Origin of the sequence: Amycolatopsis sp. cmx-11-32 (genome assembly GCF_047608695.1) — a bacterium.
Classification (GTDB): Bacteria; Actinomycetota; Actinomycetes; order Mycobacteriales; family Pseudonocardiaceae; genus Amycolatopsis.
Window position 1 is genome coordinate 168,658 of record NZ_JADNQN010000002.1, and the last position, 13,251, is coordinate 181,908.

General features: G+C 67.7%; 13 protein-coding genes and 1 pseudogene. 6 read left to right on the forward strand and 8 right to left on the reverse strand.

The window, feature by feature from the left end; genetic code table 11:
- Nucleotides 1-84: 84 nt before the first annotated feature.
- A pseudogene (locus tag ACM6LR_RS05325) lies at nucleotides 85-670 on the forward strand (nitroreductase family protein).
- Here ACM6LR_RS05325 and ACM6LR_RS05330 read toward each other — a convergent pair.
- From ACM6LR_RS05330 to ACM6LR_RS05350, 5 genes are all read right to left on the reverse strand, one after another.
- Nucleotides 648-2,483: a helix-turn-helix domain-containing protein gene (locus ACM6LR_RS05330; RefSeq protein ID WP_414937009.1), complete on the reverse strand. Its 1,836-nt coding sequence runs from the start codon at nucleotides 2,481-2,483 to the stop codon at nucleotides 648-650. The pseudogene ACM6LR_RS05325 and the gene ACM6LR_RS05330 overlap by 23 nt on opposite strands.
- Nucleotides 2,480-3,796, reverse strand: a complete 1,317-nt coding sequence (locus ACM6LR_RS05335; RefSeq protein ID WP_414943280.1) for an MFS transporter — start codon at nucleotides 3,794-3,796, stop codon at nucleotides 2,480-2,482. The genes ACM6LR_RS05330 and ACM6LR_RS05335 overlap by 4 nt, the downstream gene beginning before the upstream one ends.
- A 23-nt stretch (nucleotides 3,797-3,819) precedes the next feature.
- The gene (locus ACM6LR_RS05340) at nucleotides 3,820-4,578 is read right to left on the reverse strand and encodes a 3-hydroxybutyrate dehydrogenase (protein WP_414943281.1); all 759 of its coding nucleotides are present in this window, start codon (nucleotides 4,576-4,578) and stop codon (nucleotides 3,820-3,822) included.
- 157 nt (nucleotides 4,579-4,735) lie between these two features.
- On the reverse strand, nucleotides 4,736-5,467 hold the full coding sequence (locus ACM6LR_RS05345; protein ID WP_414937006.1) for an oxidoreductase: 732 nt from the start codon (nucleotides 5,465-5,467) through the stop codon (nucleotides 4,736-4,738).
- Nucleotides 5,464-5,961, reverse strand: coding sequence for a phosphoribosyltransferase (locus ACM6LR_RS05350; RefSeq protein WP_414937005.1), 498 nt, complete (start codon nucleotides 5,959-5,961; stop codon nucleotides 5,464-5,466). The genes ACM6LR_RS05345 and ACM6LR_RS05350 overlap by 4 nt, the downstream gene beginning before the upstream one ends.
- A 114-nt stretch (nucleotides 5,962-6,075) precedes the next feature.
- On the opposite strand from ACM6LR_RS05350, the gene ACM6LR_RS05355 reads away from it, so the two are divergent.
- From ACM6LR_RS05355 to ACM6LR_RS05365, 3 genes are all read left to right on the forward strand, one after another.
- Complete coding sequence (locus ACM6LR_RS05355) at nucleotides 6,076-6,654, forward strand: GNAT family N-acetyltransferase (RefSeq protein WP_414943282.1); 579 nt, start codon at nucleotides 6,076-6,078, stop codon at nucleotides 6,652-6,654.
- 101 nt (nucleotides 6,655-6,755) lie between these two features.
- On the forward strand, nucleotides 6,756-8,726 hold the full coding sequence (acs, locus tag ACM6LR_RS05360) for an acetate--CoA ligase (protein WP_414937003.1): 1,971 nt from the start codon (nucleotides 6,756-6,758) through the stop codon (nucleotides 8,724-8,726).
- A gap of 282 nt (nucleotides 8,727-9,008) precedes the next feature.
- On the forward strand, nucleotides 9,009-9,509 hold the full coding sequence (locus ACM6LR_RS05365; RefSeq protein WP_414937002.1) for a DUF6319 family protein: 501 nt from the start codon (nucleotides 9,009-9,011) through the stop codon (nucleotides 9,507-9,509).
- 56 nt (nucleotides 9,510-9,565) lie between these two features.
- On the opposite strand, the gene ACM6LR_RS05370 is transcribed toward ACM6LR_RS05365, so the two are convergent.
- Together ACM6LR_RS05370 and ACM6LR_RS05375 are read right to left on the reverse strand one after the other, a co-directional pair.
- A complete protein-coding gene (locus ACM6LR_RS05370; RefSeq protein ID WP_414937001.1) occupies nucleotides 9,566-9,901 on the reverse strand; it encodes a cupin domain-containing protein in 336 nt (111 codons plus the stop codon).
- Nucleotides 9,898-11,202, reverse strand: a complete 1,305-nt coding sequence (locus ACM6LR_RS05375; RefSeq protein ID WP_414937000.1) for an MFS transporter — start codon at nucleotides 11,200-11,202, stop codon at nucleotides 9,898-9,900. The genes ACM6LR_RS05370 and ACM6LR_RS05375 overlap by 4 nt, the downstream gene beginning before the upstream one ends.
- A gap of 108 nt (nucleotides 11,203-11,310) precedes the next feature.
- Here ACM6LR_RS05375 and ACM6LR_RS05380 point away from each other — a divergent pair, with 108 nt between their 5' ends.
- A complete protein-coding gene (locus ACM6LR_RS05380; protein ID WP_414936999.1) occupies nucleotides 11,311-11,991 on the forward strand; it encodes a DUF2848 domain-containing protein in 681 nt (226 codons plus the stop codon).
- Nucleotides 11,992-12,029: 38 nt separating this feature from the next.
- On the opposite strand, the gene ACM6LR_RS05385 is transcribed toward ACM6LR_RS05380, so the two are convergent.
- Nucleotides 12,030-12,368 (reverse strand): hypothetical protein, encoded by a 339-nt coding sequence (locus ACM6LR_RS05385; protein WP_414936998.1) that lies wholly within the window; start codon nucleotides 12,366-12,368, stop codon nucleotides 12,030-12,032.
- Between the two features lie 85 nt (nucleotides 12,369-12,453).
- On the opposite strand from ACM6LR_RS05385, the gene ACM6LR_RS05390 reads away from it, so the two are divergent.
- Entirely contained in the window at nucleotides 12,454-13,173 is a 720-nt protein-coding gene (locus ACM6LR_RS05390) for a VIT family protein (protein WP_414936997.1), read from the forward strand.
- Nucleotides 13,174-13,251: the final 78 nt, after the last annotated feature.

The window sequence follows — 13,251 nt, forward strand, 5'->3', positions numbered from 1 at the left end:
CTTGTTCCGCACTGCTTTCACCGCACTCGAAAGCTGGTTCGACGAACGGTGACCTCGTGACCACTTGCGCACTAAGCTGATCGTATGGAATTCCAGGACGTCGTACGACGCCGTCGCATGGTCCGGAAGTTCACCGACGAACCCGTCGCGGACGAGAGCCTGCGGCGCATCCTGCGCAACGCGCTTCGCGGACCGTCAGCCGGTTTCTCGCAGGGGCAAGGATTTCTTGTCCTCACCGGGGAAGAACTCAAGCGATTTTGGGAGTTCGCGGCCAGCTGGGCGCCCTCGTCGGTGACGACGGCACCCGGTCGCGATCGTGCCCCTGTCGGTCAAAAACGCCTACCTCGACCGCTATGCCAAGCCGGACAAGGGTTTCACCGCGGGAGACGACTCGTGGTGGCGCGTACCCTACTGGGACGTCGACACCGGGATGGCGGCGATGCTGATCCTCCAGACCGCGGTGGACGAGGGACTTGGCGCGGTGTTCTTCGGGCTCGCACCGGAAAGCGTCGAGCGTGTCCACAGCGAGTTCGGGGTGCCCGAGGATCACGACCCGATCGGCGTCATCGCGCTCGGCCACGGTGACGAACCCGGTCCGTCGCCCGGCTCGTCGGCGACAACGGTACGGCGCCGCGACTTCTCCGAGGTCATCCGCTTCGGTCATTGGTGAGACGGTGCAGCCTGAGCGCGAGCTGGAGTTCCAGCGCGCGCTCGGGCGACTGCCACGCCTCGCCCAGCAGCGACGCGATGCGGTCCAGTCGCTGCACGACGGTGTTGACGTGCACGTGAAGCAGGTCCTTGGCCCGCGTCAAGTTACCGCCACAGGCGAAATACGCCCGAAGGGTGCCGATCAGATCCGTGCCGCGCCGTTCGTCGTAGTCGAGCACCGGACCGATCGTGGCCGTCACGTACGCGTCGAGATCGGCGTGTTCGCCGAGAAGCAGCCCGACGAACCCGAGGTCGGCCATGCTCGCGCCTTCGCCCGCCCGGCCGAGGGCCAGCAACGACGCGACACATCGCGCCGCTTCGGCGTGCGCTTCGGCCAGCGCCCGCGGGGAAGTCGCCGGGCCCGCCGCGCCCACCGTCACCGGACAGTCCACTGTGGACGTCAGTTCGGCAGCGACCGACCTGGCCAGCGCCCCGGCATCCACTCCTCGGACCAGCAGGACGACCTCGTCGGCGTGGACGCCGACCAGAGCCGCGTGCCGAGCGGCGGCCATGGCCAGCCGCCGCCGGGAGACGTCGTCGGAATGCACGATCAACACCGCGTGCGATATCGACAAATCGACTCCAAGGCGACGGCCTCGTGCCAGCAACGCGGCGGGATTGCGGCCGGGCGCGGTGAGCAGGTCCGACAACAATTCCCCACGCACCTCGTCCTCGGCCCGCGCGACCGAACGCCGTTGCATCAGCAGCACCGCGGTGACCACACCCGCCCGCTCGAACAGCCGCCGGTCGGCCTCGCCGAGCGACCTCCCGCCGCCCAGCACCAGGCTGCCGAGGAATTCTTGCCCCGCCTGGACGGCGCACACCCAGCCATCCTCAGTGGACACCGCGCGCCCACTGGCCCGCGACGCCGAGACCGCGGTCCGTGACAGGCGCGGCTCACCGGCTGTCGAGGCCAGTACGGCGCCATCGGCGTCGAAAACGGCGATCCCACCACCAAGCACGCCGGCCACCGCGGCGGCGACCTCGGCCAGATCACCGCCTCGCAGCACGAGATCCATCAGCCGGTCGTGCGCTTCTTCGGCGCGGCGCATCGCGTCGTTGTGCGCGCTGATCGTCGCGTTGGCGGCGTTCAGCTCGGCGACCGCGCGGCGGGTCTCATCGAGCAGATGCGCGTTGTCCAGCGCGATCGCCGCGTGGTCGGCCAGCGAGGAAAGCAGCGCGACCTCTTCCGGGCTGAACTCCCGCGTGGCCCGGTCCGAGGCGAACAGCACCCCGATCACCTTGCTGCCGATCGCCAGCGGTACCCCGAGGATCGCGGTCAGCCCCTCGTCGAGCACACCGGTGTCGATCGACGAGGTGTGGTGGAACCGTTTGTCGTTGAAGTAATCCGCTGTGGCGTACGGCCGCGCGGTCTGCGCGACCAGCCCGCCGAGCCCCTCGCCCATCCCCAGCACGATGCCCTGGAACAGTGCGGAAACCGACCCGTCGGTCACGCGGACGTAGGTGTTGCCCTCGGTTTCGTCGTTGAGGCTGAGGTAGGAGACGTCCACTCCGAGCAGCGCCCGCGCCCGCCGCACGATCGACCGCAGGACGGCGTCCGGATCGTCCAGCCGCGCGAGGTCGCTTGCCGTGTCGAACAGCGCGGCCAGCTCCGCCTCCCGCCGCCGGTGCTCGGCGACGGTGTCCCGGATCCGCAGCGCCAGCTCGGTGGCCTTCGGGTCGACAGGGACGTGCGCCAGCTGCTCGCTGCCCGCCCCGGAGGCGAGCAGTTCGAGCAGCCGGCGCAACTGCGAGGAACTGTCCACAACGGTCATGCTGGCACGTGACCGCGCTTCGTGAGAACTTCGGAGTGCAGGGATTCCCCCTTCGTCTCACGGGCGACGAGCAGCGCGATCACGGTCAGCACGCACATCGCGACGACGTAGAGCGAGACCGGGACCGTGCTGCCGAACTCCTTGAACAACGCGACCGCGATGAGCGGCGCCACCGCGCCCGCGGCGATCGACGACAGCTGCCCGCCGACCGACAGGCCGGTGTAGCGGACCCGCGTCGGGAACTGCTCGGAGAAGAACGCGGCCTGCGGGCCGTACATCGCGCCGTGCAGCACCAGTCCGACTGTCGTGGCGAGAATGATGAAACCGGAATTCTTGGTGTCGAGCATCGCGAAGAACGCGAAACTCCATACCGCTATGCCGATCGCACCGAACAGATACACCGGACGACGTCCGATCCGGTCGGAAAGAGTGCCCCACAAGGGAATGGTCACGAAATGCACGGCCGAACCGATGAGCACCGCGTTGAGTCCCGCCGATTTCGGCAGACCCAGACCGGTGGTGACGTAAACGAGAATGAACGCGGTGATCACGTAGTACGAAACGTTCTCCGCCATTCGCGAACCGATCGTGATCAGCACCGCGCGCCAGTTGTTCCGGAACACCTCTACGACTGGCGCGTGCTCGGGCTCGCTCTTCTCTTTTGCCGCCAAGAAAACTGGCGATTCGCTGACCGCGAGCCTGATCCACAACCCGATCACCACGAGAACACCGGAAAGCAGGAACGGGATCCGCCAGCCCCAGCTGAGGAACGCCTCGTCGGACTGCGTCGCCGCGAGGATCGCGAGGACGGCCGTCGCGAGCAGGTTCCCGCCAGGCGCACCGCACTGCGGCCACGACGCCCAGAACCCACGGCGCTTGTCGTCACCGTGTTCGGAGACGATCAGCACCGCGCCGCCCCATTCGCCGCCGAGCGCGAAACCCTGCACCAGCCGCAGCGACGTGAGCAGGATCGGCGCCAGGACGCCGACGGTCGCGTACGTCGGGAGGATGCCCATCGCGCAGGTCGAACCACCCATCAGCAGCAGGCTCAGCACCAGCAGCTTCTTGCGGCCGAGCCGGTCCCCGAAGTGCCCGAACACCAGCCCGCCGATCGGCCGCGCGAGGAAACCCACGGCGTAGGTGAGGAAGGCGAGCAGCGTGCCGGTCAGCGGATCGTTGGTGGGGAAGAACAGTTTGCCGAACACCAGCGCCGCGGCGGAGGTGTAGAGGAAGAAGTCGTACCACTCGATCGTCGTACCGATCAGGCTGGCGCTGACGACCTTCGCGATCGAGCCGCGGTTCTGCGTGGTCACCGGGCGTTCCTTTCCTTGGGGTTTCACGCGGCGGTCCAGCCGCCGTCGAGGGGGATCGAGGTACCCGTGACATGGGCGGCGTGGTCGCCGGAGAGCCAGAGCACGCAAGCGGCGACGTCGGCGGGTTCGATGAGCCGCTTGATCGCCGAGCGGCGCAGCAGGACCTGCTCGATGACGGCGTCGCGTTCGAGTCCGTATTCTTCGGCCTGCGCCTGGAGCTGGCCCGTGACCAGCGGGGTCCGGACGTAGCCGGGGCTGACGCAGTTGCTGGTCACGCCGTGTTCCGCGCCTTCGAGCGCGGTGACCTTGGAGAGTCCCTCGAGCGCGTGCTTCGCGGTGACGTACGCGGATTTGAACGGACTCGCGCGCAGGCCGTGGACGCTGGACATGTTGACGACGCGCCCCCAGCCGCGGTCGTACATCCGCGGCAGCACGTGGCGGATGAGCAGGAACGGCGCGGTCACCATGAGCGATTGGAGCCGGGTGAACGTCTCCGGCGGGAACTCGTGGATCGGTGCGATGTGCTGGAATCCGGCGTTGTTGACGAGGATGTCGATCTCGGACGGGAGGGTCTCGATGGCCTGGCCGTCGGTGAGGTCGACGACGTGGGCGATGCCGTCGACCTCGGCGGCCACCTTCTCGACGGCGTCGTCGATGTCGACGAGGTGGACCTTGGCCCCGGCCTCGGCGAGCGCTCCGGCGCAGGCCAGGCCGATGCCGCTCGCCGCACCCGTGACCAGGGCGGACTTACCTGCCAGATCGCTGTGATACGCAGCACTCATGCCGGACGACGTTAGGTCGCCCCGCACACTTAAGCCATGTGGCTACGCGCTACACCTGCTCAAGGTTCGATATGCGCTGCCCACACCCCCGCAATTCGTCCTCTAGTTGCGGTAGTTGGTAGTACGAACGACCGCAACCAGAGGACGAAACGCGGGGTTAGCCGGCGGCGTCCGAGATCGACCTCGCCTCGCGAGCACCGGCCTCGAAGGCTTCGCAAGAGAAGAGCAGCCAAGCCCGGACGCCTTCGGGAGTCCCAGCACTGAAGGCCGCAGCGGCTTCGAGGTACTTCGGCACACGCCGGAAGTACGCGACCTCAGGCACCGTCAGTGCCTTCGGGTCCAGCCCCGTCGCCACCGCCGAAAGCCGGGCCGCCGCCCGCGCGACGACACCGTCCGCGGAGCCGAAAGGCCGCAGTGCCAACAGTTCCCCGTGCACGACAGCGGTCAGCACCGGCCCCGGGACCGACGTCGCGCCGGTGACCAGTTGCGCCAGCATCTCCAGGCGCGGGCCGACATCGCCCGACGACCGCGGCCGCCCCAGTGCGTCGGGATCCGCCACCAGGTCCGACGCGGCGAGAAGGTGCAGTCGCGCCAACGCCTGCAGCGGCGCACGACGCCACGTCGGGAGCAGGCCCTCCAACGCTTCCGCGACGCGCAGCGCGCCTGCCAGCACCGGATCGGACACCTCGCCGGATTCCGGTAGTTCGGGCGCGGCACCTTCGATCCCGGCCGACGCCCGCGCGGACCGCACGGACGCTTCGGCGGCCGTGGCCGCGCCGCCGCGCAGGTTCGCGGGCAGCCGGTGGACGGCGAACACCGCGTCCTGCGCCGATTTCGCGGCCGCCGCGACGCCTTCGAGGTCCAGCAGCGGCTTCAGCGGGTCGGTCATGCGTCCAGCACCTGGCCCGCGCGCCGCACCACGGGCGCCTGCACCGACCACGGGAAGTTGATCCACAGATCCGTAGGCTTCCAGACGTACTCGCATTTGACCTCGGAGCGCGGCTTCTCGTAGACGACCGCGCAACGCACCTCGGCGACGTGGTCGGCGCAGAAGTCGCGAACCAGCTTCAAGGTCGCGCCGGTGTCCGCGACGTCGTCGGCGACGAGCACCTTCTTCTTCGTCAGGTCGACGACGTTCGGCACCGGCGGCAACATCGCCGGCAGGTCGAGACGCTGGTCGACGCCGGTGTAGAACTCGACGTTCATCACGTGCAGGTTCTTCACGTCCAGCGCGTAGCCGAGCCCGCCGGCGACGAACAGCCCGCCGCGCGCGATCGACAGGATCAGGTCCGGCTCGAAGCCGTCGTCGGCCACGGCCTGTGCCAGTTCCCTGCTGGCCGTCCCGAACAACTCCCAGGTGAGCTCTTCCCGCTCCTCGGCCATGCTGCCTCGCCTTCTCGATCGTTCCCGCGAGCATAGGCAACGACTCAGTGGCCTTCTCGAATGCTTCGAAACTGGCTATCCAGCAAGGCCAATGCCGGACGTAGCGTCAAGATCGTGAACGTCTGGAACGACCACGCGACCCTGGCGGGAGAACGTGTCCGCCTCGAACCGCTCACCCGCGACCACGCGAAGGGCCTGTTCGAAGCCGGATCCGACCCGGCGATCTGGACCTGGCTCAGCCTTCGGCGGCCGCGGGACCTCGCCGCGGCCGAAGCGATGGTCGACGGCATCCTCGCCGACACCGACCGCCGCGCCTGGGCGCAGATCGACGCGCACACCGGCGATGTCGCGGGCACGACGTCGTTCTACGCGATGAACGCGCGCCACAAGATCCTTTCGCTCGGCTACACCTGGATCGGTTCCGCGTGGCAGCGGACCGGCCTCAACCGCGAGTCGAAAATCTTGTTGCTGCGCCACGCTTTCGACGACCTCGGCGCGAACCGTGTCGCGTGGGAGACCGACATCCGCAACCTGAAGTCACAGAAGGCGATCGAACGCCTCGGTGCGCAACGCGAGGGCGTGCTGCGCGCACATCGCGTCCGGCCCGACGGAACCGTCCGTGACACCGTCGTCTACTCCCTCACCGGACCAGAATGGCCGGCGGTCCGTACCGCTTTGTCCTCAAGCGGATGAATGCCGCGCACAAACCGCGATGCAACCTTTTACTTCGCGTCTTAACGTCGATAGCGTGCCAACGGGCGTGAAGACACGCGAATCACAGGAGGCATCGCACCATGACCGAGCAGTCGCCGGCGCTGGACAATTTGCTCACGGAGAGCAGGACCTTCCCCCCGAGCGAGGCTTTCAGCGCGCAAGCGAATGCCACCGCCGACTTCTACGCCGAAGCCGACGCGGACTCCGAAGCGTTCTGGGCCAAGCAGGCCGAGCGCCTCCACTGGGACACCAAGTGGTCGCAGGTACTGGACTGGACCAATGCGCCGGTCGCGAAGTGGTTCGTGGGAGGGAAGCTGAACGTCGCCTACAACTGTGTCGACCGCCATGTCGCCGACGGCCACGGCGAGCAGGTCGCGATCCACTGGGTCGGCGAGCCCGGTGACAGCCGCGACATCACGTACGCGCAGTTGAAGGACGAGGTCTCCAAGGCCGCGAACGCCTTCGAGTCCCTCGGCCTCGCCGCTGGCGACCGGGTCGCCATCCAGATGCCGATGGTCCCCGAAGCGATCGTCGCGATGCTCGCGTGCGCCCGCATCGGCGTTCTGCACAGTGTCGTCTTCGGTGGTTTTTCCCCGACAGCACTGCGATCCCGGGTGGACGACCAAGCGGCGAAGATCGTCATCACCACCGACGGCCAGTACCGCCGCGGCAAGGCCGCCCCGATGAAGGCGAATGTCGACGAAGCTCTCGAAGGCGCCGAATCGGTCGAGAAGGTCATCGTCGTCCGCCGCACCGGCGACGAGGTGCCCATCACCGAAGGCCGCGACCTCTGGTGGCACGAACTGGTCGACAGTCAGTCCGTGGAGCACGCCCCGCAGGCGTTCGACTCCGAGCACCCGCTTTTCATCCTCTACACCTCCGGCACAACCGGTAAGCCGAAAGGCATCCTGCACACCTCCGGCGGCTACCTGACCCAGGCGGCGTACACGCATCACAACGTCTTCGACCACAAGGCGGGCGAAGACGTCTACTGGTGCACCGCCGACATCGGCTGGATCACCGGGCACACCTACATCGTGTACGGGCCGCTGGCGAACCGGACGACGCAGGTCGTCTACGAAGGCACGCCGAACACGCCGCACGAGGGCCGCCACTGGGAGATCGTCCAGCGGCACAAGGTCTCCATCTACTACACCGCGCCCACGTTGATCCGCACGTTCATGAAGTGGGGCAACGAGATCCCGGAGAAGTACGACCTCTCCTCGCTGCGCGTGCTCGGCAGCGTCGGCGAACCGATCAACCCCGAGGCGTGGATCTGGTACCGCGAGAACGTCGGCGCCGACTCCGCGCCGATCGTCGACACCTGGTGGCAGACCGAGACCGGCGGGATCATGATTTCGCCGCTGCCGGGTGTCACCGCCACGAAACCCGGCTCCGCGCAGAAGGCGCTGCCGGGCATCTCGGCGAAGGTCGTCGACGACCAGGGCAACGAGGTCGGCAAGGGTGGCGGCGGCTACCTGGTGCTCGACAAGCCGTGGCCGGGGATGCTGCGTGGCATCTGGGGTGACGAGCAGCGTTTCCGTGAGACGTACTGGTCGCGCTTCGCCGACCAGGGCTACTACTTCGCCGGTGACGGCGCGAAGTACGACGCCGACGGCGACATCTGGCTGCTGGGCCGGGTCGACGACGTGATGAACGTGTCGGGCCACCGCATCTCGACCACCGAAGTCGAGTCCGCGCTGGTCTCGCACCCGACGGTCGCCGAGGCCGCCGTCGTCGGCGCGACCGACCCGACCACCGGACAGGGCATCGTCGCGTTCGTCATCCTGCGCGGAAACGCGGTCGACGGCGGCGACAAGGCCGTGCAGGAACTGCGCGACCACGTCGCCAAGGAGATCGGGCCGATCGCGAAGCCGCGGCAGATTCTGGTCGTGCAGGAACTGCCGAAGACGCGTTCCGGCAAGATCATGCGCCGCCTGCTGCGCGACGTGGCCGAGAACCGCCAGGTCGGCGATGTCACCACGCTGGCCGACTCGTCGGTGATGGACCTGATCTCTTCGGGTCTGAAGTCCGGCAAGTCCGAGGAGTAGCTCCAGCGCGTGTGATGAACGGGGCTTTCATCGCGAATTTCGCGATGAAAGCCCCGTTCATCACACCGGCTGGGCCGGTCAGGCGAGTTCGACGGCCAGCCAAAGCCCACCGGTGGCTTTCGCCGTCGACTCTGACGGAGCGCGACCGGACCGCGACCGATCGTCGCGGACCGATCCCGATCATGCGACACGCTTAGCACACCCTGCCGCACGAGAGTCGAACGCCTGTTCTAGGATGTGCCGGGTACCACCCCACACCCGGGCAAGGAGACGACACCGACGATGACCGTGGATGCCATGACACGCACTGACGCCGTGTCCGATGAAGCGGCTACTGAAGCGCCCGTCGACTCGAAGCCGCAGGCAGAGTCCACCGAGACGGCCGAGAACGCGACGGCCACCGAGACCGGGGACTCCCCGGCCGAAGACGAGACGGAGACCCCCGCCGAAGCCACGGCGGACTCCCCCAAGCCCAAGCGTGGCCGCCCGAAGGTCGCCACGACGGCGAAGAAGACCCGCACCGTCGAGCTGATCCTCACGGTCACCGGCACCGCCGACGGCGAGTGGCAGGCCGAGCTCAAGAACGGCAGCAAGTGGGTGGCGAAGGGTCTGGAGATCCCGGCCGCCGCCGTGTCCCGTGCCGCCAAGGAGCTGCACTCGGACTTGTCCGGTCCGATCGACGAGGTCATCAACGCGGCCCGCGAGCTGCAGGCCGCGAAGGTGGCCCAGCTCGAAGCCGAGCTGGAGAAGGCGAAGCTGGCTCTGGCCGAGCTGGACGCGTAAGACTTTCCTCCCGACCGGGGCGGACGCTGGAACTTCAGTGTCCGCCCCGGTTTCTTTTACCCGCCGATCGGCGGTCGCCCCGGCAGCGGCGTCTTGAACTCGACCCACCGACTGTCCACAATGGCCTCGACACTGTGCGGGACACCTCGTGGATGGACGATCGTCCCGCCTGCTTCGAGCGTGACCTCGCACCCGTCGAGGGTGCCGCGCAGCGAACCCGAAACCAGGTACACGATGCTGTCGTGATCGTGGTTGTGCACGGGAGAAGCGACACCGGCCGGATAGAAGATCTCGTACGCCAGACCGCCTTCCGCCGTGGCGAGCGTCCGGAACCGGCCCTGCCCGCCGAGCAGCGGCAGACCCTCCACCGTGGACATCGGCCGCCAGTTCATCGCGCGGGCTCCAGCGCCGCTTCCTCTTCGCGATCCGGATCACGGGCGAGGACGACGCCGATGATGCTGACGACCGCCGTCGCGAGCAGGTACACGCCGATCGCGACCCAGGTGCCGTAGCCTGCGAGCAGCGCGGTCAGCAGCAGTGGCGCCGGCGCCCCGCCGATGACCCCGGCGAGGGTGTAGGCGAGCGAACTGCCGGTATAGCGCAGGCGCGGCGAGAACTGCTCGGTGACGAGCGCGGCTTGCGGCCCGTACAACGCGGCGTGGATGACCAGCGCGAGCACGATGCCGGTCACCAGCATGAAGAACGAACCACCGCTGACCATCGGGAAGAAAACGAACGGCCAGATCCCGGCGGCGACGGTCGCGACCAGGTACATCTTGCGCCGCGAGACCCGGTCCGAAAGCGCGCCGAACAGCGGCATCAAGAACAGCTGGAACGCCGAACCGATCATCACCGCGGCCAAGCCCGCGCCGCGCGAGAGGTCGGTGTGCGTGGTGACATAGGTGAGGACGAAGACGGTGAACAGCGCGTACAGCACGTCCGGGCAGACACGGATCAGGACGGCCGCGACCAGCGCGCGGCGTTCCGTGCGGAAGACCTCCGAGATCGGCGCCGACGAGCGCTCGCCGCGCTCCTGGATCTGTTTGAAGACCGGCGTTTCCTCCAGTTTGAGCCGGATCCACAGGCCGAAACCGACCAGCGCGCCCGACAGCAGGAACGCGATCCGCCAGCCCCAGCTGGTGAACTGGTCCTCGGTGAGCAGCGCGGCGAGGATGGCGAGGACACCGTTGGCGAGCAGGTTGCCCGCGGGCGGGCCGATCTGCGCGGCCGACGCCCAGAACCCGCGTTTGTTCGGATCCCCGAACTCACTCGACAGCAGGACGGCGCCACCCCATTCGCCGCCGATGCCGACACCCTGCGCGAATCGCAGCGCCACGAGCAGGATGGCCGCGAAGCCGCCGATGTTCTCGTACGTCGGCAGGACACCGATGAGGAACGTCGCGACACCGGTGAGCACGAGTGTCATGACCAGGATCCGCTTACGGCCGAGCACGTCGCCGAGGCGGCCGAAGATGAACCCGCCGAGCGGCCGGGCGAGGTAGCCGACGGCGTAGGTGGAGAACGCCGCCATCGTGCTCGCGAGCTGGTCTTCCGAGGGGAAGAAGAGGTGCCCGAAGATCGTCGCGGCCGCCACCGAATAAGCCGCGAAGTCGTACCACTCGAGCGCTGTTCCCGAGAGGCTGGCCGCGAAGGCCTTGTGCAGCGAGCGCCGGTCACCGGCTGGTGAGGTCATGTCCACATCCCGTCAGTTCGAGGTCCTCAACCCCGCCGGGAGGGGTTGAATTGCGGATATACTCCTTGTATACAAGCTGTATGCGCAACCCCCAATCTCGGAGGACAGATGCCTGAGCTGCGTTTCACCCTTCCCGACGGCCAGGAGCGGCGGACCGAGGTCCACACGCTGCTGAACGCCGGATACGCCGGTCGCAGCCAGGAAGACGTCGCCGCCCACGTGGCCGAGCTGGCCGAACTCGGCGTCCCCGCGCCCTCGGTGATCCCGGCGCTCTACCCGGTCGCGCCGTATTTGGCGAGCCAGACCGGTGAGGTCCCCGTGCAGCACGAGCGGACCTCCGGCGAGGCCGAGTGGGCCATCGTCATCACCGGCCCCGCACCCGAGGACGTCCTCCTGACCGCCGCTTGCGACCACACCGACCGCGCCCTCGAAGCGCACGGCGTCGCGTGGAGCAAGAACGCCGGCCCCGACGTCCTCGCCGCCAAAGCCTGGCGTCTCGTCGACGTCCAAGACCGGCTCGACGATCTCACGCTGTCCGCCTGGGCCGGGGAAGCCCTGATCCAGCAAGGAAGACTCGCGGAACTGCTGCCGCCGTCGTACTGGCTGGACGTGCTGCGCGAACGCGGCCTGCACGCTCCGGGCACCGTGCTGATCTCGGGAACGATCCCGATGGTGCACGGTGTCGACCAGTTCGCCGATTCCTGGCGCGTGGAACTGGGCGACCCGGCGACCGGCGAAACGATCGAACTCGCCTACAACGTGCGGCGGCTGCCCGAACCGATCGGCTGAAGCAGTTCGGCGAGGAAGGCCTTCATCGGCAACTCGCGCTAGACGCGGCGGCGGCGGGTCGCGGCGACCTCGATCTCCCAGCACAACCCGACGCCGTGTCGCTGCCAGGTGGGGACTTCGGCGAAGTCGACGCCGTGGGCGAACAGCAGTTCGTTCCTCCCCACGAGAAGTGGTCGACGACATCCTCGGACGTCGTGCCGAGCCAGACCCGGCCGTCGAAGGGCGCGGGCACCCCGGGCGGAGATCGACACGAGCTTCTCGACACCACGACCGAAGAGGTCCGCGGCGGGATCGAGCAGGATCGAGATCTCGTCGCTTTCCGTGTAGACGTAACTTGGAAAAGCCCATGCCGTCGAAAACCGACGGTGTACGAGCATCCGGAGCTGGCGGAATAAGGCTTGCCTCAATTGAACGAAAAGTTTTCCTCTCGCCGTCTCCCGTTCTTCGTGTTTCACTGAAACAGTGACCAAAACTGTGTCGACAGCACATCCTCACGAGCCCCACGAGGACCTCGGAGGGAAGCTGAACTGGCTGCGCGCCGGGGTACTCGGCGCGAACGACGGGATCGTGTCGGTGGCGGGCATCGTGGTCGGCGTCGCGGGCGCGACCACCGACTCCACCGCGATCGCGACCGCGGGAATCGCGGGCCTGGTCGCCGGAGCGCTTTCGATGGCGGGCGGTGAATACGTCTCGGTGAGCACCCAGCGCGATACCGAACGCGCGCAGTTGAGGCTGGAAAAGCGCGAACTGAAAGAGATGCCCGAAGCCGAAGAACGGGAACTGGCGGAAATTTACGAGGCGAAGGGACTTTCCCCGGAACTCGCCGCCGAGGTCGCCCGCGAACTGACCGAAAAGGACGCGCTGCAGGCGCACGCCGAGGCCGAACTCGGCATCGATCCGAACAATTTGACCAGCCCCTGGCAGGCGGCGTGGGCCTCGCTGGTGGCGTTCACCGTCGGCGCCCTGCTGCCGCTGCTGGCGATCGTGTGGACGTCGACCTCGGCGCGGGTCTGGGCGTGCGCTTCGGCGGTCGTGGTCGGGCTGGTGCTGACCGGGGTCCTGAGCGCGAAACTCGGCGACGCCCGGGTCGGTCGCGCGATCGCGCGGAATGTCGGCGTCGGGGCGCTGACGATGCTGGTGACGTACTACGTCGGCGTGCTCTTCGGGACGACCGTGGCGTAAACCCCGAACGTAAGGAAAGACCCCTTCTCCGCGAATTCGCGGAGAAGGGGTCTTTCATCGCACCTTCGAGGATCACTC

Bases quoted from the DNA above. Each gene is read 5' to 3' on its own strand.
- ACM6LR_RS05330 (WP_414937009.1), bottom strand. From the start codon at position 2,483: ATGACCGTTGTGGACAGTTCCTCGCAGTTGCGCCGGCTGCTCGAACTG.
- ACM6LR_RS05340 (WP_414943281.1), bottom strand. From the start codon at position 4,578: ATGAGTGCTGCGTATCACAGCGATCTGGCAGGTAAGTCCGCCCTGGTC.
- ACM6LR_RS05345 (WP_414937006.1), bottom strand. From the start codon at position 5,467: ATGACCGACCCGCTGAAGCCGCTGCTGGACCTCGAAGGCGTCGCGGCG.
- ACM6LR_RS05350 (WP_414937005.1), bottom strand. From the start codon at position 5,961: ATGGCCGAGGAGCGGGAAGAGCTCACCTGGGAGTTGTTCGGGACGGCC.
- acs (WP_414937003.1), top strand. From the start codon at position 6,756: ATGACCGAGCAGTCGCCGGCGCTGGACAATTTGCTCACGGAGAGCAGG.
- ACM6LR_RS05365 (WP_414937002.1), top strand. From the start codon at position 9,009: ATGACCGTGGATGCCATGACACGCACTGACGCCGTGTCCGATGAAGCG.
- ACM6LR_RS05370 (WP_414937001.1), bottom strand. From the start codon at position 9,901: ATGAACTGGCGGCCGATGTCCACGGTGGAGGGTCTGCCGCTGCTCGGC.
- ACM6LR_RS05375 (WP_414937000.1), bottom strand. From the start codon at position 11,202: ATGACCTCACCAGCCGGTGACCGGCGCTCGCTGCACAAGGCCTTCGCG.
- ACM6LR_RS05380 (WP_414936999.1), top strand. From the start codon at position 11,311: ATGCCTGAGCTGCGTTTCACCCTTCCCGACGGCCAGGAGCGGCGGACC.
- ACM6LR_RS05385 (WP_414936998.1), bottom strand. From the start codon at position 12,368: ATGCTCGTACACCGTCGGTTTTCGACGGCATGGGCTTTTCCAAGTTAC.